Origin of the sequence: Citrobacter sp. Cf136, from assembly GCF_030333815.1 — a bacterium.
GTDB lineage: Bacteria > Pseudomonadota > Gammaproteobacteria > Enterobacterales > Enterobacteriaceae > Citrobacter > Citrobacter freundii.
Genome location: NZ_JAOWFE010000029.1, coordinates 204,778 through 226,417 on the forward strand (window position 1 = coordinate 204,778; position 21,640 = coordinate 226,417).

Consider the following 21,640-nt stretch of genomic DNA (forward strand, 5'->3'; position numbering starts at 1 on the left):
ACTTCTTTAATTCGGCCTACAGATTATATTTAGCGCGCAACCCAGCCCAGGGTCCGCTCCGCCAGCGCATCGCGCGCAGGGGGGAATAATTCCATCGCCATCAGCCCGGCATTACGCCCAACAACCAGCGGGGCCCAGTGATTGGCAAACAAATACACTAAATTATTGGTCACACCAATCGTCGTATCACGATCGCTTTCGCGGCGCTGCTGATAGCGTGCCAGCACCGCATAATCACCCACATCTTCCGCGCCGTTTTCCGCCTGCGTCAACGTCTCAGCCAGGCTCATTACGTCACGCAGGCCCAGGTTGAAACCTTGCCCGGCAATGGGATGCAGCGTCTGGGCGGCGTTTCCTACCAGCACGGTACGATGGGTAATCGCCTTCAGCGTTGTAGTTAACGAAAGCGGGTAGGCGCTGCGTTTACCGGCCTGGGTAATACGTCCCAGTCGCCAGCCAAAAGCGGTTTGTAGTTCACGGCAAAACTGTTCGTCGGACCAGGCCATAATCTCATCACGCTGCTCCAGCGGATGGCACCACACCAACGAGCAGCGACCGTCAGACATCGGCAGCATTGCCAGCGGACCATATTGCGTGAAGCGTTCAAACGCTCGCCCGTCGTGCGGTACAGAGGTCATGACGTTGGCAATTACCGCCAGTTGCTCATAAGGCTGTTGCAGCCAGTCAACACCGCAGGCGGTAGCCAGTGCGGAGCGCGTACCGTCGGCGGCCACCAGCAGGCGACCATCAATCATTTCGCCATTTTCCAGCGTAACTTCTACGCGCTCCTGCGTGCGCGACACGCTGGCTACGCGATCGGGGCAGTGCAATGTGACGCCCGGTGCTTTGCGCAGCAGCGCAAACAGACGCAGCCCGACGTCGTGCAGTTCTACCACCTGGCCCAGAGCCGGAATACGGTATTCCTGCGCATCCAGCGTCACAAATCCGGCATGACCGCGATCGCTGACGTGAACCGTTTTAATGGCCGTTGCGCAATCGGCAATCGCCTGCCATACGCCAATTCGCGCCAGTTGTTGGCAGGTTCCTGCCGCCAGAGCGATCGCCCTGGCATCAAACCCGGGATGGCGGTCAGTTTCAGGTTCGCTCGCTTCTATCAGATGAACCGGCAGAGTCCCATGGCTGAGCTGAGAAATGGCCAACGCCAGCGTCGCGCCAACCATACCACCACCAACGATAATCACGCTCATTGCAGTCGCGCCGCAGCCATTAAGGCTTCAATGTCATCCGCTTTCTTCACTACGCTGGCGGTCAGGTTTTCATTGCCGTCCTCGGTGATGAGGATGTCATCCTCAATACGAATGCCGATACCACGATAAGCCGGCGGTACATCGGCGTCTGGCGCGATATACAGTCCCGGCTCGACGGTGAGCACCATTCCCGGCTCAAGAATACGTGAGCGGTCCTGACCATAAACGCCGACGTCGTGCACATCCAGCCCAAGCCAGTGGCTTAGACCATGCATAAAGAATGGGCGATGTGCATTTTCGGTAATCAACTGATCGACATCACCGTGCAAAATACCGAGTTTCACCAGACCCGTAATCATGATGCGCACCACTTCGCCAGTGACTTCCTGAATGGACGTTCCGGGACGATACAGACGCAGGCTGGTCTCTAAGGATTCCAGCACGATATCGTAGATTTCACGCTGTGCTGGAGTAAATTTACCGTTCACCGGGAAGGTGCGCGTAATGTCGCCCGCATAGCCTTTGTATTCACAGCCAGCGTCGATCAGCACCAAATCACCATCGCGCATTTCACTTTCATTTTCGGTGTAATGCAGGATACAGCCGTTTTCACCGCTGCCGACAATCGTGTTATAGGACGGATAACGCGCACCATGGCGGGTAAATTCGTGGTGAATCTCCCCTTCTAACTGGTATTCAAACATTCCCGGACGGCATTTTTCCATCGCACGGGTATGCGCCAGCGCGGTGATTTCTCCGGCACGACGCATGACCGCAATCTCTTCCGGTGATTTGAACAGGCGCATCTCATGCACCATTGGACGCCAGTCGATAATCGCGGCAGGTGCGTGCAGATTTTGTCTGGAGCCTTTACGCAGTTTATCCAGTGCCGTGCACACAATCTCGTCGGCCCAGGCATATTCGCCCTGTGCGTGGTAGACCGCGTCCAGGCCATTGAGCAACAGGTGCAGCTGTTGGTTGATTTCACTGAAGGCCAGCGCCCGGTCAACGCCAAGTTTTTCCGGGGCAGCATCCTGGCCCAGACGGCGACCAAACCAGATCTCCGCCGTCAGATCGCGAACCCGATTGAACAAAACGCTATGGTTATGAGTGTCATCGCTTTTAATCAGCACCAGCACGGCTTCAGGTTCGTTAAAACCGGTGAAGTACCAGAAATCACTGCTTTGGCGGTACGGGTATTCACTGTCCGCGCTGCGCGTCGCTTCAGGCGCGGCAAAAATCAGCGCGGCGCTGCCGGGCTGCATTTGTGCCAGTAAAGCCTGGCGACGACGCTGGAATTCTTGCTGAGATATCTCGCTCATCACACTCTCCTTTGCGTTTCGTTCTTAGTGCAGAGTCGGTTTACGAACTTCCGGCGCAGTCGGCTGCTGACGCGTAAACGTGTCATGACACAGCAAAGCGGCTACGCGCACGTATTCGATGATCTCTTCGAGCGACATTTCCAGCTCTTCCTGATCTTCGTCTTCGTCATACCCTAACTGCGCGATATTGCGCAGGTCGTCAATCGCTTCCCCGGTTTCGCCGGTTACTTTGTCGAGCTTCGGCTGCGTGACGCCAAGGCCCAGCAAAAAGTGGTTTACCCATCCCGCCAGCGCATCGGCGCGATCGAACACGCTGACGTCATCCCCTTCAGGCAGATAAAGCTGAAAAAGGAAGCCGTCGTCTTCGAGGGCATCGCTGGTGGCAGAGTGCATTTTCAGCAGCGCCTGAGCCAGCTCGTGACCAAAGGCCAGACCTTCGTTCGTCAGGTCGTGCAACAGCGGCTGCCATGAGCTGTCGTTGTTTCCACCGCAAATCATTCCGCTTATCAAGCCGTGCATTTCGGCCGGGGTTAATCCAGCCCCTTGTTGGTTCAAAAACTGGCTAACTTCGTTGTAACCAGGCATTTCGTTCTGTATAGACATAAGCATTCGTCATCAAAGGGAGGAATATTCATGGTATGCTACCACTTTGGACCCTGGTGGACCAGAAAAGGGCTTGTATCTTGATACCAGGGTAGCTATAGTGTCGCCCCTTCGCGGACCCACGGTCTGGAGACGAAGGCAGCGCAGTCAATCAGCAGGAAGGTGGCATGTCTGCACAACCCGTCGATATCCAAATATTTGGCCGTTCACTGCGAGTGAATTGCCCGCCTGAACAAAGGGATGCGTTGAATCAGGCTGCGGACGATCTCAATCAGCGATTGCAAGATCTGAAAGTTCGCACTAGAGTCACAAATACTGAGCAGTTGGTTTTCATCGCCGCGTTGAACATCAGCTATGAATTAACTCAGGAAAAAGCGAAGACGCGTGAGTACGCGGCGAGCATGGAACAACGTATTCGGATGCTACAACAGACCATCGAACAGGCGTTGCTTGATCAGGGTCGCATAACCGAAAAAACGGGCCAAAACTTTGAATAACACTTTTCGGTTTACTGTGGTAGAGTGACCGTGAAGACAAAATTTCTCTGAGATGTTTGCAAGCGGGCCAGTCCCCTGAGCCGATATTTCATACCACAAGAATGTGGCGCTCCACGGTTGGTGAGCATGCTCGGCCCGTCCGAGAAGCCTTAAAACTGTGACGACACATTCACCTTGAACCAAGGGTTCAAGGGTTACAGCCTGCGGCGGCATCTCGGAGATTCCCTTCTACCTGGCAACAGCCATGACATTACTTTCTGAACTCCCTTTATCCCGGCAAGAAATTCGTCAACTGATTCGGCAGCGTCGTCGTGCGCTTACCTCCGAACAGCAACGACAATACGGTCAGCAAGCCGCGACCCGAATGCTCAGCTTTCCCCCTGTTGTACTCGCTCATACGGTGGCAGTATTCCTCTCGTTCGATGGCGAACTCGATACCCAGCCGCTAATAGATCAGCTGTGGCGAGCGGGCAAGCGCGTTTATCTTCCGGTTCTTCATCCCTTCAGCGCCGGTAATTTGCTGTTCCTGCACTATCATCCGCATAGCGACCTGGTAACCAATCGCTTAAAGATCCAGGAACCACGACTTGATGTACGTGACGTATTACCGCTGTCACAGCTGGATGTACTGATTACGCCGTTAGTGGCGTTTGATGAATATGGGCAACGCCTGGGCATGGGCGGCGGATTTTATGACCGCACGCTACAAAACTGGCAGCAGCATAAGATCCAGCCCGTAGGCTACGCGCACGATTGTCAGCGAGTAGAAAAGCTGCCTGTTGAAGAATGGGATATCCCGCTACCTGCGGTGGTGACGCCATCAAAAGTATGGGAATGGTAGCTTTTTTGTCGATTGACAGCGCCGTTTTTTTAAACTAACTTTCTCGGCGAAGGGTGAGGGAGGCGAGCCTCCCTCCTGCGTACTCTCTGTTAATATGCTGGCGAAGCGATGATTAACAGGATCAGCAGCATGATGACGTATCTCATCATCGTCCCTTTCCTTTTTAAAGCCCCTGCTTCGGTTGGGGCTTTCCCGTTTCAGCACGATGCTGAGCCCCTATCGTAAATTCCTTTTATTGATGTACAACGCAGAGCGCAGCCTTTAATTACCAATTGCGGCAAGGGTCGAAAACGGAATGCATGCGTTACACAAAGAGATAGTAAGGCAGGAAAATCAGAGGAAAGATGGGCAGGTCAACCGCCTGCCCATGTAGAGGAAATCAGTACAGCAGACGAGCACGAATAGTACCCGGGAGGGCTTTCATCGCCAGCAACGCTTTCTCTGCCACATCTTCATCCGCTTCAATATCAATAACCACGTAACCTACCTGTGCGGAAGTCTGCAGATACTGTGCGGCAATGTTGACGCCCTGCTCGGCAAAAATCTGGTTCAGCGCGGTCAGTACGCCCGGACGGTTTTCGTGAATGTGCATCAGACGACGACCGCCGTGTAGCGGCAGCGAAACTTCCGGGAAGTTAACTGCAGACAGCGTAGAGCCGTTATCGGAATACTTGGTCAGTTTCCCAGCCACTTCCAGACCGATGTTTTCCTGCGCTTCCAGCGTTGAACCACCAATGTGCGGCGTCAGGATCACGTTGTCGAAATCACACAGCGGCGAAGTGAAAGGATCGCTGTTGGTTGCCGGCTCGGTTGGGAATACGTCGATTGCCGCCCCTGCCAGGTGCTTGGTCGCTAACGCGTCGCACAGCGCAGGAATATCAACAACCGTACCACGTGCGGCGTTAATCAGCAGCGCGCCTGGTTTCATCAACGCAATCTCACGCGCGCCCATCAGATTTTTGGTGGAGGCATTTTCCGGTACGTGCAAACTGACCACGTCGCTCATATTGAGCAGGTCGGAAAGATGCTGCACCTGCGTGGCGTTGCCGAGTGGGAGTTTATTTTCTATATCATAGAAATAGACATGCATCCCCAGCGATTCCGCCAGAATGCCTAGCTGAGTACCAATGTGGCCGTAGCCGATGATCCCCAGTTTTTTGCCACGCGCTTCAAAGGAGCCGGTAGCCAGTTTGTTCCACACGCCGCGGTGTGCTTTGGCGTTCGCTTCGGGTACACCGCGTAGCAGGAGAAGCAGTTCGCCAATCACCAGTTCCGCAACGGAACGCGTGTTAGAGAATGGCGCGTTAAACACGGGGATCCCGCGCTTTGCCGCAGCGGTCAGATCAACCTGGTTGGTGCCGATACAGAAGCAGCCAATCGCGACCAGTTTCTCTGCGGCGTCAATCACATCTTCAGTCAGATGGGTACGGGATCGCAGGCCAATGAAGTGGGCATCACGGATGGACTCTTTCAGTTGTTCAGTGTCCAGAGCACCTTTGTGAAACTCGATGTTGGTATAACCTGCTGCACGAAGGCTTTCGAGTGCTTTTTGATGCACGCCTTCTACCAGCAGAAATTTAATCTTATCTTTCTCCAGTGATACCTTTGCCATTTCCCCGACCCTGTCTTTTTTTGTTCAAACTGATGTGTTGTGTGTGGGATTTTCATCCGCCTCTTCAACATATCAAAAAATAATATTGCGGCAATATGAACGTTTGCGTCGCCGTGCTGAAGAAATGTCATTCAGAGAGAAATGTCAGAGGAAAATACTGGCGATAACTTTTTCTTTGGAGAGATCGGCAGGACAATATTATAAACGTGACACAAGTCACCAAATTTGCCCTGCCAAAATTTTTTTAACGGGAGAAGACACTCCCATCAGATCATTTTACGATAGTTTTCACGCCGTCTGGGGTACCGATCAGCGCGACATCCGCACCACGGTTGGCAAACAGACCGACGGTTACCACGCCCGGAATCGCATTGATGGCGTTTTCCATGGCCACGGCGTCAAGGATCTCCAGACCGTGTACATCAAGGATCACGTTGCCGTTGTCCGTCACTACGCCCTGACGGTATTCAGGACGACCGCCCAGCTTCACCAACTGGCGAGCCACAGCGCTGCGCGCCATTGGGATCACTTCAACCGGCAGCGGGAAGTTGCCGAGAATGTCGACTTCTTTGGACGCATCCGCGATGCAGATAAATTTCTTCGCCACGGAAGCAATGATTTTTTCACGGGTCAACGCTGCACCGCCGCCCTTGATCATCTGCATATGGCCGTTGATTTCATCCGCGCCGTCAACGTATACGCCGAGACTATCAACTTCGTTAAGATCGAACACGTGGATGCCAAGGCTTTTGAGTTTTTCGGTTGAAGCGTCCGAACTGGACACAGCACCTTCAATCTGACCTTTCATTGTGCCCAGCGCATCAATAAAGTGTGCGGCTGTTGAACCTGTACCTACGCCCACAATGGTACCGGGCTGTACATACTGAAGTGCCGCCCATCCTACTGCTTTTTTCAGTTCATCCTGCGTCATGATCGTTTCGCCTGTGGTGTGAATATGGTGGGAAAATTCACGCGCATTATAGAACATTGTGCAGAAAAATGTCCCCACACCCGCTCGCAAGCGGCGGATTTCGTCTTTACCCAACCTAAATTTGTGTCATAGTGCAGAACAAGCAAAATTTTCAGGAGTGCGTCAAAGCAATGAAACGTCCGGACTACAGAACACTACAAGCACTGGATGCGGTTATTCGTGAACGAGGATTTGAGCGCGCGGCGCAAAAGCTGTGCATCACGCAATCCGCGGTTTCACAGCGCATAAAACAGCTTGAGAATATGTTCGGACAACCGCTGCTGGTGCGTACCGTACCACCACGCCCAACCGAACAGGGGCAGAAACTACTGGCACTTTTGCGTCAGGTTGAACTGCTGGAAGACGAGTGGCTGGGTGATGAACAAACCGGATCGACGCCGCTGCTGCTCTCACTGGCAGTGAACGCCGACAGTCTGGCGACCTGGTTGCTTCCGGCGTTAGCCCCGGTACTGGCCAATTCACCGATTCGGCTGAATCTGCAGGTTGAGGATGAAACGCGCACCCAGGAACGTCTGCGTCGTGGTGAAGTGGTCGGTGCGGTGAGTATCCAACATCAGGCGCTGCCAAGCTGTCTGGTGGATAAACTTGGCGCGCTGGACTACCTGTTTGTTGGCTCCAAACCTTTCGCCGAACGTTATTTCCCTAACGGCGTCACCCGCTCCGCCCTGCTGAAAGCCCCGGCGGTAGCGTTTGACCATCTTGATGATATGCACCAGGCGTTCCTGCAACAAAACTTCGACCTGCCGCCGGGCAGCGTGCCGTGCCACATCGTTAACTCGTCTGAAGCCTTCGTCCAGTTGGCCCGTCAGGGCACCACCTGCTGCATGATCCCGCACTTACAGATTGAGAAAGAGCTGGAAAGCGGCGAGCTGATCGACTTAACGCCAGGTCTGTTCCAGCGTCGGATGCTGTACTGGCACCGTTTTGCGCCGGAAAGCCGCATGATGCGCAACGTCACCGACGCGCTGCTGGAATACGGGCACAAGGTGTTGCGTCAGGATTAAACCGTTTATTGCTCCAGAGTGCCGGATGGCGGCGTAACGCCTTATCCGGCCGACAAGCCTTTACCCTCTATTCATGCTATTCCCGCCACGTCTTTGAAATAAATCACAAAATCAAACACGCCATGCGGCAAAAAACGACGCCCTGTTGGCTATTTTTTGCTGGCGACAAGCCAAATGAAAAAGCTCACCGTATCCGCAAAGATTCAACTTATTGCGTAATACGGAGCAAAAAATGGCAAACGTGCAGGAGTGGCAAACACTCGCTAATAAAGAACTCAGTCGACGGGAAAAAACCGTCGAATCGCTGGAAAGACAGACGGCGGAAGGAATTGCCATCAAGCCGCTGTACACTGAAGCGGACCTCGATAATCTGGAAGTCACGGGCACTCTTCCCGGCCTACCGCCTTACGTGCGTGGCCCGCGCGCCACCATGTATACCGCGCAGCCGTGGACCATTCGCCAGTACGCTGGTTTCTCTACCGCCAAAGAGTCCAACGCCTTTTACCGCCGCAACCTCGCCGCCGGGCAAAAAGGACTTTCCGTCGCCTTTGACCTTGCCACCCATCGCGGCTATGACTCTGACAACCCGCGCGTGGCAGGTGACGTCGGCAAAGCGGGCGTGGCGATCGATACTGTAGAAGATATGAAGGTGCTGTTCGACCAGATTCCGCTGGATAAGATGTCGGTATCAATGACCATGAACGGCGCGGTGCTGCCGGTACTGGCGTTTTATATCGTCGCTGCAGAAGAACAAGGCGTAACGCCGGAGCAACTCACCGGGACCATTCAGAACGATATTCTGAAAGAGTACCTGTGCCGCAACACCTACATTTACCCGCCAAAACCTTCAATGCGCATCATCGCCGACATCATCGCCTGGTGTTCCGCCAATATGCCGCGCTATAACACCATCAGTATCAGCGGTTATCACATGGGGGAAGCCGGGGCGAACTGCGTCCAGCAGGTGGCGTTTACGCTAGCTGACGGCATTGAGTACATCAAAGCCGCGCTGTCTGCCGGGCTGAAAATTGATGACTTCGCGCCGCGCCTGTCATTCTTCTTCGGCATCGGCATGGATCTGTTTATGAACGTCGCCATGCTGCGCGCGGCTCGCTATTTGTGGAGTGAAGCAGTCAGCGGTTTTGGCGCAAACAACCCGAAATCTCTCGCTCTGCGTACCCACTGCCAGACCTCCGGCTGGAGTCTGACCGAGCAGGATCCTTACAACAACGTGATCCGCACGACCATTGAAGCGCTCGGCGCTACGCTTGGCGGCACCCAGTCTCTGCATACCAACGCCTTTGATGAGGCGCTCGGGCTACCCACCGATTTCTCCGCCCGCATCGCGCGTAATACACAGATCATCATTCAGGAAGAGTCAGAGATCTGCCGCACCGTCGATCCGCTGGCCGGATCGTATTACGTCGAGTCACTCACCGATCAAATCGTGAAGCAGGCGCGCACGATCATCAAACAAATTGATGAGGCAGGCGGCATGGCGAAAGCGATCGAAGCCGGGCTCCCTAAACGGATGATCGAAGAAGCTTCCGCGCGCGAGCAGTCGCTGATCGACCAGGGTAAACGCGTTATCGTCGGTGTGAATAAGTACAAGCTGGATAAAGAAGACGAAACGTCGGTACTGGAAATCGACAACGTGAAGGTACGCAACGAGCAAATTGCCTCGTTGCAGCATATCCGTGCAACTCGCGACACAGATGCCGTCAATGCCGCACTCGCGGCGCTGACCCACGCCGCGCAGCATAATGAAAATCTACTGGCCGCCGCCGTTAACGCAGCCCGCGTTCGCGCCACGCTTGGTGAGATCTCCGACGCGCTGGAAACCGCTTTTGACCGCTATCTGGTTCCCAGCCAGTGCGTAACCGGCGTGATTGCGCAAAGCTATCACCAGTCCGACAAATCCGCCGATGAGTTCGACGCCATTGTTGCGCAAACCGAACAGTTCCTCGCGGAAAATGGTCGCCGACCGAGGATCCTGATCGCCAAGATGGGCCAGGATGGTCACGATCGCGGCGCGAAAGTGATCGCCAGCGCCTACTCCGATCTCGGCTTCGATGTTGACCTCAGTCCGATGTTCTCCACTCCGGAGGAAATTGCCCGTCTGGCGGTAGAAAACGATGTGCATGTAATAGGCGCATCGTCACTGGCGGCAGGTCATAAAACGCTGATCCCGGAACTGGTTACCGCGCTCAAAAAATGGGGGCGTGAAGATATCTGCGTGGTAGCAGGAGGCGTTATTCCGCCACAGGATTACGCCTTCCTGCACGAGCATGGTGTGGCTGCCATTTATGGCCCCGGCACGCCAATGCTCGACAGCGTCCGCGATGTGTTAATCCGTATCAGTCAGCATCATGATTAACGCCGCCACGCTTGAGGATACCGTCCGCCGCTTGCGGCTTGGCGAGCGGGCTACGCTCGCCCAGGCGATGACGCTGGTCGAAAGCAGCCACCCGCGCCACCAGCCGCTGAGTACGCAGTTGCTGGACGCAATTATGCCGTTCACCGGTAACGCCCTGCGTTTGGGGATAACCGGTACGCCGGGCGCGGGCAAAAGCACCTTTCTGGAAGCCTTCGGCATGCTGTTAATCCGTCACGGATTACGGGTGGCGGTGATCGCCGTCGATCCCAGCAGCCCGGTCAGCGGCGGCAGCATTCTTGGCGATAAAACCCGCATGACGGAGCTGTCTCGCGCCGAATCTGCGTTTATTCGCCCGGTCCCTTCCAGCGGTCATTTAGGCGGAGCCAGCCACCGCGCCCGCGAATTAATGCTGTTGTGCGAGGCGGCTGGCTTTGACGTGGTGATTGTAGAAACCGTCGGCGTTGGGCAGTCAGAAACCGAAGTCGCAGGCATGGTGGATTGCTTTATCTCCCTGCAAATCGCTGGCGGTGGCGACGACTTGCAAGGCATCAAGAAAGGTCTGATGGAAATGGCGGATCTGGTCGTCATCAACAAGGACGACGGTGAGAACCATGCCAGCGTGGCCATCGCCCGCCATATGTACGAATCCGCCCTGCATATTCTGCGCCGCAAATATGACGAGTGGCAGCCGCTGGTTCTGACCTGTAGCGCCCTGGAAAAACGCGGTATTGAGGAGGTCTGGCAGGCAATAACCGACTTTAAAACGTGCCTTACCGCCAGCGGTCGACTGGAAAAAGTCCGCCAGCAGCAGGCGGTGGACTGGTTACACCAGCAGGCTGAAGAAGAAGCCCTACATCTGCTGTTTGCGCGGACTGATTTCAACCGCTATTTCCAGCAGACGCTACAGGCCGTCAAAAATAACGATCTGTCGCCGCGCACCGGTCTGCGGCACATCAGCGAATTTATCCAGCATCATTACTTTCAATAAAGAGAACATTATGTCTTATCAATACGTCAACGTGGTCATCATCCAGAAAGTCGCGGTTATTGAGTTCAATTACGCCCGCAAGCTCAATGCCCTGAGTAAAGTGTTTATTGACGATCTGATGCAGGCGCTGAGCGATCTCAATCGTGCGGACATTCGCTGCATCATTCTGCGCGCTCCGAGTGGAGCCAAAGTTTTCTCCGCCGGGCATGATATTCATGAACTCCCTACCGGACGTCGCGATCCGCTCTCCTATGACGATCCGCTGCGTCAGATAACCCGCATGATCCAAAAATATCCAAAACCGGTGATCTCTATGGTTGAAGGCAGCGTCTGGGGCGGCGCATTTGAGATGATCATGAGTTCCGATCTGATCATCGCCGCTGAAACATCCACCTTCTCGATGACCCCGGTCAACCTCGGCGTGCCGTATAACCTGGTCGGCATCCACAACCTGACTCGCGACGCCGGTTTTCACATCGTGAAAGAGCTGATCTTTACCGCCTCACCGATTACCGCTCAGCGTGCGATGGCCGTCGGGATCCTCAACCATGTGGTTCCTGTAGACGAACTGGAGGATTTCACTCTGCAAATGGCGCACCACATCTCGGAGAAAGCACCACTAGCGATCGCAGTCATTAAAGAAGAGCTGCGCGTGCTGGGTGAAGCGCACACCATGAATTCCGATGAGTTCGAGCGCATTCAGGGCATGCGCCGCGCGGTGTACGACAGCGAGGATTATCAGGAAGGGATGAACGCGTTTATGGAAAAACGTAAACCTAATTTTGTCGGCCATTAATCACGTCTGAGGAAGGAGACGGCCATGAAACGGATGAGCGCCGAACAGGCGGCAGAAATTATCCAGCACGATGATATGGTGGCGTTTAGCGGCTTTACCCCCGCGGGTTCGCCAAAAGCGTTACCCACCGCAATTGCCCAACGCGCCTGCGAACAGCATCAGAACGGACAGCCTTTTCAGATCCGCCTGCTGACCGGAGCATCAATTGGCGCCGCCGCTGATGATGTACTATCCGCGGCAGATGCCGTTTCCTGGCGTGCGCCTTATCAAACGTCATCGGGCCTGCGCGACAAAATTAATCAGGGCCAGGTGAGGTTTGTCGATCTCCATTTGAGCGAAGTGGCGCAAATGGTTAATTACGGCTTTTTTGGCGAGATCGATGTTGCCGTCATTGAAGCCTCAGCCATCGCGCCGGATGGCCGGATTTGGCTGTCCAGCGGTATCGGTAATGCCCCCACCTGGCTGCTGCGGGCGAAAAAAGTGATCATTGAATTGAATCATTACCATAATCCGCGTGTGGCGGAGTTTGCCGACATCGTGATACCCGGTGCGCCGCCGCGGCGTAACAGCGTACCCATTTTTCATACCATGGATCGCGTAGGCAGTCAGTGCGTACAGATAGACCCCAAAAAGGTGGTTGCGGTGGTGGATACCGAACTGCCCGATGCAGGAAATGCATCGGATAAAACCAATCCGGTCAGCCAACAAATTGCCGATAACGTAGTCTCTTTTCTGCTGGCAGAAATGGCGCACAAACGCATTCCAGCTGAGTTTCTGCCCTTACAAAGCGGGGTGGGCAATATCAACAACGCGGTAATGGCTCGACTGGGCGAGAACCCGGATATCCCGCCCTTTATGATGTATTCGGAGGTGTTGCAGGAGTCGGTGGTGCATCTGCTGGAAACGGGCAAGATAAGCGGTGCCAGCGCCTCCAGCCTGACCATTTCAGCCCCGTCGCTACAGAAGATTTACGACAACATGGACTTCTTCTCCAGCCGGATTGTATTGCGCCCGCAGGAGATCTCCAATAACCCGGAAATCATTCGTCGGCTGGGGGTTATTGCGCTCAACGTCGGTCTGGAGTTTGATATCTACGGTCATGCCAATTCCACGCACGTTGCGGGGGTGAACCTGATGAATGGCATCGGCGGCAGCGGAGATTTCGAGCGCAACGCCTACCTGTCTATCTTTATGGCGCCGTCGATTGCCAAAGGCGGGAAAATCTCAACCATCGTACCGATGTGCAGCCATGTCGACCACAGCGAACATAGCGTTAAAGTGATCGTGACCGAACAAGGGATTGCCGATCTGCGTGGGTTATCTCCGATGCAGCGGGCGCACACGATTATCAATAACTGTGCGCATCCGCTTTACAGAGATTACTTGCACCGCTATCTGGAGAAAGCACCCGGCGGGCATATCCATCACGATCTCAGCCATGCGTTCGATCTGCATCGCAACCTTCTCGAAACAGGCTCGATGCTAGGTTAACTTGCACTACCGTCACGATCTTCAGCAATATGCTGGAGCATGGTGGCGGTATAGCGATGATTTTTCAGCGAATAAAGAAACTCCTGCATATACATGGGACTGCCGGGCGCGTCGAAATATTTCAGCGTCGACGGGTTCACCAGCCGCCAGGCGAAGTGAGGGATCACCGTCAAAAACTGCCCGCGCTCCACCGCGCTAATCTTCGCCATAAAGCTGTACGGACGATAGATAATCGTCGGGTTGATCCCGCAGGGTCGCATGTATGCATCCAGCATCGCCTCAAAGTTGGCGCGATTCTGGAAGCGCATTTGCAGCCAGGGCAGCTCGCGCAGCAGATCCTGCGGCTGTTTTTCTTCATAGCGTCGGGAAACGAGAAACCCCAGACGCAGCGGAGGCAGTTCGCTGATCGCCAGATTTTCCAGCTCCTGCACGCGGGGGGAAACGTGCTGCGGCGAGATAATAAAATCCAGTTTGCGATCGAACAGGTTATCAATCACCCCATTCTCGCTGAATTCAACGGCCTGAGCCGTCACACCGTCATACTTGTCACCAAGGCTAATCAACTGGTCAAAAATAATCGTTGGGTAGGTATTGTCGATGCCGATAACAATTTCCCGCGAGCGGCGAGAGGCGTTATGGATTTCGTTATCAATGGCAGAGAGGCGCTGATAAACGGGAAACAGCTTCTGATACAGCTCTTGTCCTGCTTTATTCAGGCTGATGTTGTTATCTTTGCGGGTAAACAGCGTATAGCCGATTTGATCTTCCAGTGCAGCAATGCTTTTACCGAAGGGCGATGCGGTCATATGTATTTTTTCTGCCGCTCTGGCGATGTTATTGGTTTGCGCCAGCAGAATGAAATTACGCATCTTTTTCGAGATAAAAATATCCATAGCGTCCCCTTAAAAATCGCTATGGCCTATCCTCATTACGGCGAAAAAAAAGACCGGATGTGAAGTCTCATTTTTACAGTTGCTCACAGAAAAAACCCGGCTGGAAAGCCGGGTCTGCAACAATTACTGAGTTTTGGCTGGCGTTGCGGCTGGTTGCCCCGCCGTCGGCTCAATCTGGAAGACGACATCAACCTGATCGTCAAACTGAATAACCGGCTGTTCGTAGGTTTCCTGAGCAGAAGCAGCAGGTGCGGCATCTGCTTTCATCATCCGTACCATCGGGCTAGGCTGATAATTGGAAACGTGGTAGCGCACGCTGTACACCGGGCCAAGTTTGCTATTGAAGCCCGCAGCCAGTTGTTCTGCCTGATGAATAGCATCATCAATTGCCGCTTTACGCGCTTTATCTTTGTAAGCATCCGGTTGGGCAACACCAAGCGATACCGAACGGATCTCATTCAGACCAGCCTTCAGCGCGCCATCGAGCAGAGCGTTAAGTTTGTCCAACTGACGCAGCGTGACTTCAACGGTGCGCACCGCACGATACCCTTTGAGGATACTTTTACCGTTCTGGTAGTCGTAATCCGGCTGGGTACGCAGGTTGGCCGCGCTAATGTCTTTCTTCGCTATCTGGTTCTGTTCAAGGAAGGACAGATATTGCGCCACGCGCTCATCGGCCTGCTTCTTCGCTGAAGCCGCATCCTTGGCAGCAACGTTCACTTCAATTGCCAGCGTAGCGATGTCTGGTGTCGCATCCACGCTTGCTGTTCCGGAAGTCACGATGTGCGGTCCATTTGGCAGCTCATTTGCCTGTACCGATAGTGCGCTGAATCCGACTAATGCCGCCAGGGCCATTATTTTGAACTTCACGGTCGTTCCTCCATGTTTCAATAATTACCCCGAAACTCAGGGCACATGCAGGCAAGCTTAGACGATCTCGCTGCGTTGTCCATCAGACAACACTTAGTTGAACAACGCATGAACGTGCGCAACACCTTCTTTTGCCAGTTGAAAAGCAATAAACCACATCACTAATCCTACCAGCGTATTGATGATGCGCTGCGCTTTAGCAGTGCGCAGACGCGGAGCCAGCCAGGCCGCCAGCAATGCCAGACCGAAAAACCACAGGAACGAAGCGCTGACGGTTCCCAGCGCAAACCAGCGCTTCGGCTCAACGTCCAGTTGCCCCCCCAGACTCCCCAGCACCACAAAGGTATCCAGGTAAACATGGGGATTGAGCCATGTCACCGCCAGCATAGTAGCAATGATTTTCCAGCGCCCCTGCTTCATCACCTCGGCACTGGCCAGTTCCAGGTTACTGCTCATCGCCGTTTTTAACGCCCCGAAACCGTACCAGAGTAAAAAAGCCACCCCACCCCAGGTGACCAGCGCCATCAGCCATGGTGACTGCATCAGCAAGGCGCTACCGCCAAAGATCCCCGCACAAATCAGCACTAAATCGCTGATAGCACAGAGTAAAGCAATCATGATGTGATACTGGCGGCGAATGCCCTGGTTCATCACGAAGGCGTTTTGCGGACCAAGCGGAAGAATCATGGCCGCACCAAGTGCAAGCCCTTGAAAGTAATACGATAACACGTTAATCATCCCGAACTGTTTCTCTTAGGAGCAGACTATAGCGCGGGGAAAACATTAGCGGAAATGGATAATTTTAATCGTAGATTAGGGAAATTAATGGAAAGAAAGTTTTTATCGGCCCGGAAAGCGATAGCGCCTCCGGACGCGTAATTACTCTGCCGCGCGCTCTTTCACACGCTTGAAGTTTACATCCATCTGCGGATACGGGAAGCTGATGCCGTTGGCATCGAACTCGCGCTTAATGCGTTCCAGCACATCCCAGTAGACGCTTTGCAGATCGCTGCTGTTGCTCCAGACGCGTACCACAAAATTAATTGAGGAAGCCCCCAGCTCATTCAGGCGTACCGTCATTTCACGGTCTTTAAGAATGCGATCTTCCGACTGAATGATATCAGTGAGGATTTTTTTCACCTGATCGATATCGGAGTCGTAAGCCACGCCGATAATAAATTCGTTACGACGAACCGGCTCACGAGAGAAGTTAATGATGTTCCCGGCAATAATTTTACCGTTCGGGATCACTACAATCTTACCGTCAACGGTACGCATGGTGGTGGAGAAAATCTGCACGTTGAGCACGGTTCCAGCCACGCCGCCGAGATCGACATACTCACCCGCACGGAACGGACGGAACATTACCAGCAGGACACCTGCGGCGAGGTTGGACAGCGAACCTTGCAGCGCCAGACCGACGGCTAAACCTGCGGCACCGAGAACGGCGATCACGGAGGCTGTTTGCACCCCAACGCGGCCCAGAGCGGCAATCAGCGTGAAAGCGATAATACCGTAACGCACCAGTGCAGAGAGGAAGTCGGCAACAGTGGCATCAATTTTACGCGCCAGCATCAGGCGGTTAACGGTATTTGATACAATGCGCGCCACGATCATACCGATAATGACAATCGCGATGGCCGCAACGATGTTGACGGCATAGCTCAACAGCAGTTCCTGGTTGCGCACCAGCCAGGTGCCCGCACCGTTTATGCTGTCGACAACATTCAAATCTTCCATTCAATATTCCTTTTTTGCTTACCCAAACGGGAGAAATAAAGCCGCCCTGACGGGACTGGCAACCTGACAAGGGTAAACAATAAACCTGGATTTTGCCAAACAGATCACAGAATTCTCTGCCAACAGAACGTTGACATAGCAATAAAAAAGGCCCGCATTTGCGGGCCTCATGTCACGTGGAACGGCGTAAATTACAGAACGTCAACCGCGTTCAGTTCTTTGAAAGCCTGTTCCAGACGGGTGATCATGGTTGCCTGACCAGCACGCAGCCATACGCGCGGATCGTAGTATTTCTTGTTCGGCTGATCTTCGCCTTTCGGGTTACCCAACTGGCCCTGCAGGTAAGCTTCGTTTGCTTTGTAGTAGTTCAGAACGCCTTCCCAGGTAGCCCATTGGGTATCGGTATCGATGTTCATTTTCACTACGCCGTAGCTTACGGAGTCTTTGATTTCCTGAGCAGTAGAACCGGAACCGCCGTGGAAGACGAAGTTCAGGCTGTTGTGCGGCAGGTTATGTTTCTTAGAAACATAGTCCTGAGAGTCGCGCAGGATGGTCGGGGTCAGAACGACGTTACCCGGCTTGTAAACGCCGTGTACGTTACCGAAGGAAGCTGCGATGGTGAAACGCGGGCTGATCTTGCTCAGCTCGGTGTATGCGTAATCAACGTCTTCCGGCTGGGTGTACAGTGCAGAAGCGTCCATGTGGCTGTTGTCCACGCCATCTTCTTCGCCACCGGTGCAACCCAGTTCGATTTCCAGAGTCATGCCCATTTTGGACATGCGCGCCAGGTATTTGGAGCAGATTTCGATGTTCTCTTCCAGAGACTCTTCAGACAGGTCGATCATGTGAGAAGAGAACAGCGGTTTGCCGGTTGCTGCGAAGTGTTTTTCGCCCGCGTCCAGCAGACCGTCGATCCACGGCAGCAATTTCTTCGCGCAGTGGTCAGTGTGCAGGATAACCGGAACACCGTAGTGTTCAGCCATCTGGTGAACGTGATGCGCGCCAGAGATAGCACCCAGGATTGCAGCGCCCTGAGGAACGTCGGACTTCACGCCTTTACCAGCGATGAAAGAAGCACCACCGTTGGAGAATTGTACGATTACCGGCGCTTTAACTTTTGCAGCAGTTTCCAAAACGGCGTTGATGGAGTCGGTACCCACGCAGTTAACAGCTGGCAGAGCAAAGTTGTTTTCTTTAGCTACCTGGAAAACTTTCTGTACGTCATCACCAGTGATTACGCCTGGTTTTACGAAATCAAAAATTTTAGACATTTTACGAGTCCTGTATCTTCGGCCTTGGAAAGGGCGCGCGCCCTAAAGCGCGCTAAAATAAGGGCAGGTTTCCCTGCCCATTAAATTCTTACTTTTTAGCACGCTCTTCGAGCATGGCTACTGCTGGCAGTACTTTGCCTTCCACGAATTCGAGGAACGCGCCGCCGCCAGTAGAGATGTAGGAGATTTTGTCAGCAATGCCGAACAGGTCGATTGCTGCCAGGGTGTCACCGCCGCCTGCGATAGAGAATGCTTCGCTGTCTGCGATGGCATTAGCAACGATTTCAGTACCTTTGCGGAAGTTCGGGAATTCGAACACGCCAACCGGGCCGTTCCACAGAATGGTTTTCGCATTCTTCAGAATGTCAGCCAGTTGCTGTGCAGAAGCGTCGCCGATATCCAGGATCTGCTCGTCTTCTTTTACATCGCTAACGGATTTCAGGGTAGCCGGTGCGGTTTCAGAGAATTCAGTCGCAACGCGAACGTCGGTTGGGACCGGGATGTCGCAAGTAGTCAGCAGACGCTTAGCTTCGTCAACCAGGTCAGCTTCGTACAGGGATTTACCCACGTTGTGACCTTGAGCAGCAACGAAGGTGTTCGCGATACCACCGCCAACAATCAGTTGGTCAGCGATTTTTGACAGAGAATCAAGAACGGTCAGTTTGGTAGAAACTTTAGAACCACCAACGATAGCAACCATCGGACGAGCAGGTTCTTTCAGTGCTTTACCCAGTGCATCCAGCTCGGCAGCGAGCAGCGGACCAGCACAAGCGACATCGGCGAATTTACCGATACCGTGAGTAGACGCCTGCGCACGGTGAGCAGTACCGAAAGCGTCCATAACGAATACGTCGCACAGAGCAGCATATTTTTTGGACAGCGCTTCGTCGTCTTTCTTCTCGCCTTTGTTGAAGCGAACGTTTTCCAGAACAACCAGTTCACCGGCAGCGACTTCAACGCCGTCCAGGTAATCTTTTACCAGGCGAACCGGAGCAGACAGTTTGTCTTTCAGGTAGTTAACAACCGGCAGCAGAGAGAATTCTTCGTTGTACTCGCCTTCGGTAGGACGACCCAGGTGGGAAGTTACCATCACTTTAGCACCCTGTTTCAGGGCCAGTTCGATGGTTGGCAGGGAAGCACGGATACGCGCATCGCTGGTTACTTTCCCTTCTTTAACTGGTACGTTCAGGTCCGCACGGATAAAAACGCGTTTACCAGCCAGATCCAGATCGGTCATCTTAATTACAGACATGGTGAATCCTCTCGTTGATTCATAAAGTTTTGTCGACGCTCAAGCGTCGAGCCTGAAACCAATAGCAGCCATCGCTAACGTCGTATCGAGCATACGGTTAGCAAAGCCCCATTCATTATCACACCAGACCAGCGTTTTGATCAGGTGAGCGCCACTCACGCGCGTTTGCGTACCATCAACGATGGCGCTGTGCGGGTCGTGGTTAAAATCTACTGAGACCAACGGTAATTCCGTATAGTCAACTATACCATGAAATGCACCTTGTGCTGCTTTTTGCAGCAACTGGTTGACTTCACTGGCTTTTACTGGTTTTTTCACCGTCACGCTTAAGTCGATCGCCGTCACATTTATGGTCGGTACACGCACCGCTATCGCTTCAAAACGATCGTTAAACTGCGGGAAAATTCGCGTGATGCCCGCCGCCAGTTTGGTATCAACCGGAATGATCGACTGGCTGGCCGCTCGCGTGCGACGCAGGTCAGGATGATAAGCATCAATAACCTGCTGATCGTGCATCGCGGAGTGGATCGTGGTGACGGTACCAGACTCAATGCCGTAAGCATCATCCAGCAATTTAATGACGGGTATTATGCAATTCGTGGTGCAGGAGGCATTAGAAACGATCCGGTGCTCAGCGCGCAGCTGATCCTGATTAACGCCAAACACAACGGTTGCGTCGATGTCGTGACTACCAGGATGTGAAAAGAGCACTTTCTTTGCGCCGGCGGCAATATGCGCCTCGCCGTGTTCGCGACTGCCGAAGACCCCCGTACAATCCAGCACAACGTCGACACCCAGCTCGCGCCACGGAAGCGCATCGAGCGTTCGCTCATGCAGAATGCGGATCGCGTCATCGCCAACGATGAGCTGGTCTCGTTCCTGACGAACATCCCAGGCAAAACGCCCATGGCTGGTGTCATATTTCAACAAATGCGCCATGCCTGCAGCATCCGCCAGTTCGTTGATTGCCACCACGGTGATTTCCGCCCGACGCCCGGATTCATACAAAGCACGAACCACGTTGCGTCCGATGCGACCGAAACCATTAATCGCTACGCGTACGGTCATAGGTCTCCTGCAAGGATTTCTCAGAAACGATGTGGCAGACAGAGTAATGCAGCAAATCGCTCAGGGAAACCTTACCTGTCGCAAACTGCGACTAATTGGTTAATTGTCGAACATTTAATCGACTGAAACGCTTCAGCTAGAATAAGCGAAACGCGGAATAAAAGGAATGATTGTCCAGCAACAGAACACAGTTATCTGACTTACGTCACATTTTAACGTCCTTCAACGCAACTTTTATTCCATATTCCAGAATTACGAATAACCGTAGCAAGATTATTTCGTTGCCATGTCACAAATCCTGATTTATATCAGAAAGCTCCCTAACCCGTGTCTATATTATCAGCGCAACGTCCGAGTCTCGGAGTCCCTCAACTATGGCAACATTCTATCCCCAACCATCTGAAGCTCGCTTTCATGCGCTGCGTTTATTACCGGGCCAGGAAGTCTTTTCAGCGCTACACGCTTTTATCCAGCAGCATCAACTACAGGCAGCCTGGATAGCGGGTTGCACCGGCAGTTTGACCAACATTGCTCTGCGCTTCGCCGGACGTGAAGAAACCACATTACTTACGGGTACGTGGGAAATTATCTCTCTGAACGGCACGCTGGAACTTACCGGCGAGCATCTTCATCTGGCGGTTGCTGACCCACACGGCGCGATGCTGGGCGGACACATGATGCCGGGCTGTACCGTGCGAACCACGCTGGAACTGGTGATTGGCGAGTTGACGTCTCTGGCATTCAGCCGTCAGCCCTGCGCAGTTTCCGGTTATGACGAACTGGTTATTTCATCCCGCTAACGCTTCACTTATACGA

General features: G+C 53.5%; 20 protein-coding genes and 1 other RNA gene. 9 read left to right on the top strand and 12 right to left on the bottom strand.

From position 1 onward, the window contains the following. Positions 1-29: 29 nt before the first annotated feature. Genes ubiH through OGV98_RS01535 form a run of 3 tightly spaced genes read right to left on the bottom strand, consistent with a single transcriptional unit; the run spans position 30 to position 3,133 of the window. Entirely contained in the window at positions 30-1,208 is a 1,179-nt protein-coding gene (gene ubiH / locus OGV98_RS01525; RefSeq protein ID WP_286550963.1) for a 2-octaprenyl-6-methoxyphenyl hydroxylase, read from the bottom strand. Beyond that, positions 1,205-2,530, bottom strand: coding sequence for a Xaa-Pro aminopeptidase (gene pepP, locus OGV98_RS01530; protein ID WP_061549186.1), 1,326 nt, complete (start codon positions 2,528-2,530; stop codon positions 1,205-1,207). The genes ubiH and pepP overlap by 4 nt, the downstream gene beginning before the upstream one ends. Positions 2,531-2,554: 24 nt before the next feature. Further along, positions 2,555-3,133, bottom strand: a complete 579-nt coding sequence (locus OGV98_RS01535; protein WP_003026978.1) for a YecA/YgfB family protein — start codon at positions 3,131-3,133, stop codon at positions 2,555-2,557. A gap of 167 nt (positions 3,134-3,300) precedes the next feature. On the opposite strand from OGV98_RS01535, the gene zapA reads away from it, so the two are divergent. The 3 genes from zapA to OGV98_RS01550 all read left to right on the top strand — a co-directional run bounded on the left by zapA (position 3,301) and on the right by OGV98_RS01550 (position 4,471). Next, complete coding sequence (zapA, locus tag OGV98_RS01540; RefSeq protein WP_003026980.1) at positions 3,301-3,630, top strand: cell division protein ZapA; 330 nt, start codon at positions 3,301-3,303, stop codon at positions 3,628-3,630. 41 nt (positions 3,631-3,671) lie between these two features. Beyond that, positions 3,672-3,855: non-coding RNA, 6S RNA (ssrS, locus tag OGV98_RS01545), on the top strand. A gap of 19 nt (positions 3,856-3,874) precedes the next feature. After that, complete coding sequence (locus tag OGV98_RS01550; RefSeq protein ID WP_046670315.1) at positions 3,875-4,471, top strand: 5-formyltetrahydrofolate cyclo-ligase; 597 nt, start codon at positions 3,875-3,877, stop codon at positions 4,469-4,471. Between the two features lie 379 nt (positions 4,472-4,850). Here the strand turns inward: OGV98_RS01550 and serA are convergent, their stop codons facing one another. Beyond that, a complete protein-coding gene (serA, locus tag OGV98_RS01555) occupies positions 4,851-6,083 on the bottom strand; it encodes a phosphoglycerate dehydrogenase (RefSeq protein WP_003026984.1) in 1,233 nt (410 codons plus the stop codon). Positions 6,084-6,354: 271 nt separating this feature from the next. Continuing rightward, entirely contained in the window at positions 6,355-7,014 is a 660-nt protein-coding gene (rpiA, locus tag OGV98_RS01560) for a ribose-5-phosphate isomerase RpiA (protein WP_003026986.1), read from the bottom strand. 170 nt (positions 7,015-7,184) lie between these two features. On the opposite strand from rpiA, the gene argP reads away from it, so the two are divergent. From argP to scpC, 5 genes are all read left to right on the top strand, one after another. Next, entirely contained in the window at positions 7,185-8,078 is an 894-nt protein-coding gene (gene argP / locus OGV98_RS01565) for a DNA-binding transcriptional regulator ArgP (RefSeq protein ID WP_003026988.1), read from the top strand. Between the two features lie 232 nt (positions 8,079-8,310). Further along, on the top strand, positions 8,311-10,455 hold the full coding sequence (gene scpA, locus OGV98_RS01570) for a methylmalonyl-CoA mutase (protein WP_121572022.1): 2,145 nt from the start codon (positions 8,311-8,313) through the stop codon (positions 10,453-10,455). Next, complete coding sequence (meaB, locus tag OGV98_RS01575) at positions 10,448-11,443, top strand: methylmalonyl Co-A mutase-associated GTPase MeaB (protein WP_149911307.1); 996 nt, start codon at positions 10,448-10,450, stop codon at positions 11,441-11,443. Before scpA ends, meaB begins: the two co-directional genes overlap by 8 nt. 10 nt (positions 11,444-11,453) lie before the next feature. Next, a complete protein-coding gene (scpB, locus tag OGV98_RS01580) occupies positions 11,454-12,239 on the top strand; it encodes a methylmalonyl-CoA decarboxylase (protein WP_003026994.1) in 786 nt (261 codons plus the stop codon). A 24-nt stretch (positions 12,240-12,263) separates the two neighbouring features. Continuing rightward, a complete protein-coding gene (gene scpC, locus OGV98_RS01585) occupies positions 12,264-13,730 on the top strand; it encodes a succinyl-CoA:acetate CoA-transferase ScpC (RefSeq protein WP_138827923.1) in 1,467 nt (488 codons plus the stop codon). On the opposite strand, the gene srsR is transcribed toward scpC, so the two are convergent. From srsR to epd, 7 genes are all read right to left on the bottom strand, one after another. Further along, entirely contained in the window at positions 13,727-14,623 is an 897-nt protein-coding gene (gene srsR, locus OGV98_RS01590) for a LysR family transcriptional regulator SrsR (protein WP_003026999.1), read from the bottom strand. The genes scpC and srsR overlap by 4 nt on opposite strands. 123 nt (positions 14,624-14,746) lie before the next feature. Continuing rightward, complete coding sequence (locus OGV98_RS01595; protein ID WP_003027002.1) at positions 14,747-15,493, bottom strand: oxidative stress defense protein; 747 nt, start codon at positions 15,491-15,493, stop codon at positions 14,747-14,749. Between the two features lie 93 nt (positions 15,494-15,586). After that, positions 15,587-16,222: an arginine exporter ArgO gene (gene argO / locus OGV98_RS01600; protein ID WP_003027005.1), complete on the bottom strand. Its 636-nt coding sequence runs from the start codon at positions 16,220-16,222 to the stop codon at positions 15,587-15,589. A 150-nt stretch (positions 16,223-16,372) separates the two neighbouring features. Then, positions 16,373-17,233 carry a small-conductance mechanosensitive channel MscS gene (locus tag OGV98_RS01605; RefSeq protein ID WP_003027007.1) on the bottom strand — a complete coding sequence of 287 codons (861 nt, stop codon included), beginning with the start codon at positions 17,231-17,233 and terminating at the stop codon, positions 16,373-16,375. A 191-nt stretch (positions 17,234-17,424) separates the two neighbouring features. Then, on the bottom strand, positions 17,425-18,504 hold the full coding sequence (gene fbaA / locus OGV98_RS01610; RefSeq protein ID WP_003027029.1) for a class II fructose-bisphosphate aldolase: 1,080 nt from the start codon (positions 18,502-18,504) through the stop codon (positions 17,425-17,427). A gap of 88 nt (positions 18,505-18,592) precedes the next feature. Further along, a complete protein-coding gene (gene pgk, locus OGV98_RS01615; RefSeq protein WP_003027032.1) occupies positions 18,593-19,756 on the bottom strand; it encodes a phosphoglycerate kinase in 1,164 nt (387 codons plus the stop codon). A gap of 39 nt (positions 19,757-19,795) precedes the next feature. After that, a complete protein-coding gene (gene epd, locus OGV98_RS01620) occupies positions 19,796-20,824 on the bottom strand; it encodes an erythrose-4-phosphate dehydrogenase (protein WP_003027035.1) in 1,029 nt (342 codons plus the stop codon). A gap of 374 nt (positions 20,825-21,198) precedes the next feature. Between epd and OGV98_RS01625 the strand changes: the two genes are divergently transcribed. After that, positions 21,199-21,624: a PPC domain-containing DNA-binding protein gene (locus OGV98_RS01625; RefSeq protein ID WP_003027037.1), complete on the top strand. Its 426-nt coding sequence runs from the start codon at positions 21,199-21,201 to the stop codon at positions 21,622-21,624. Positions 21,625-21,640 lie beyond the last annotated feature (16 nt).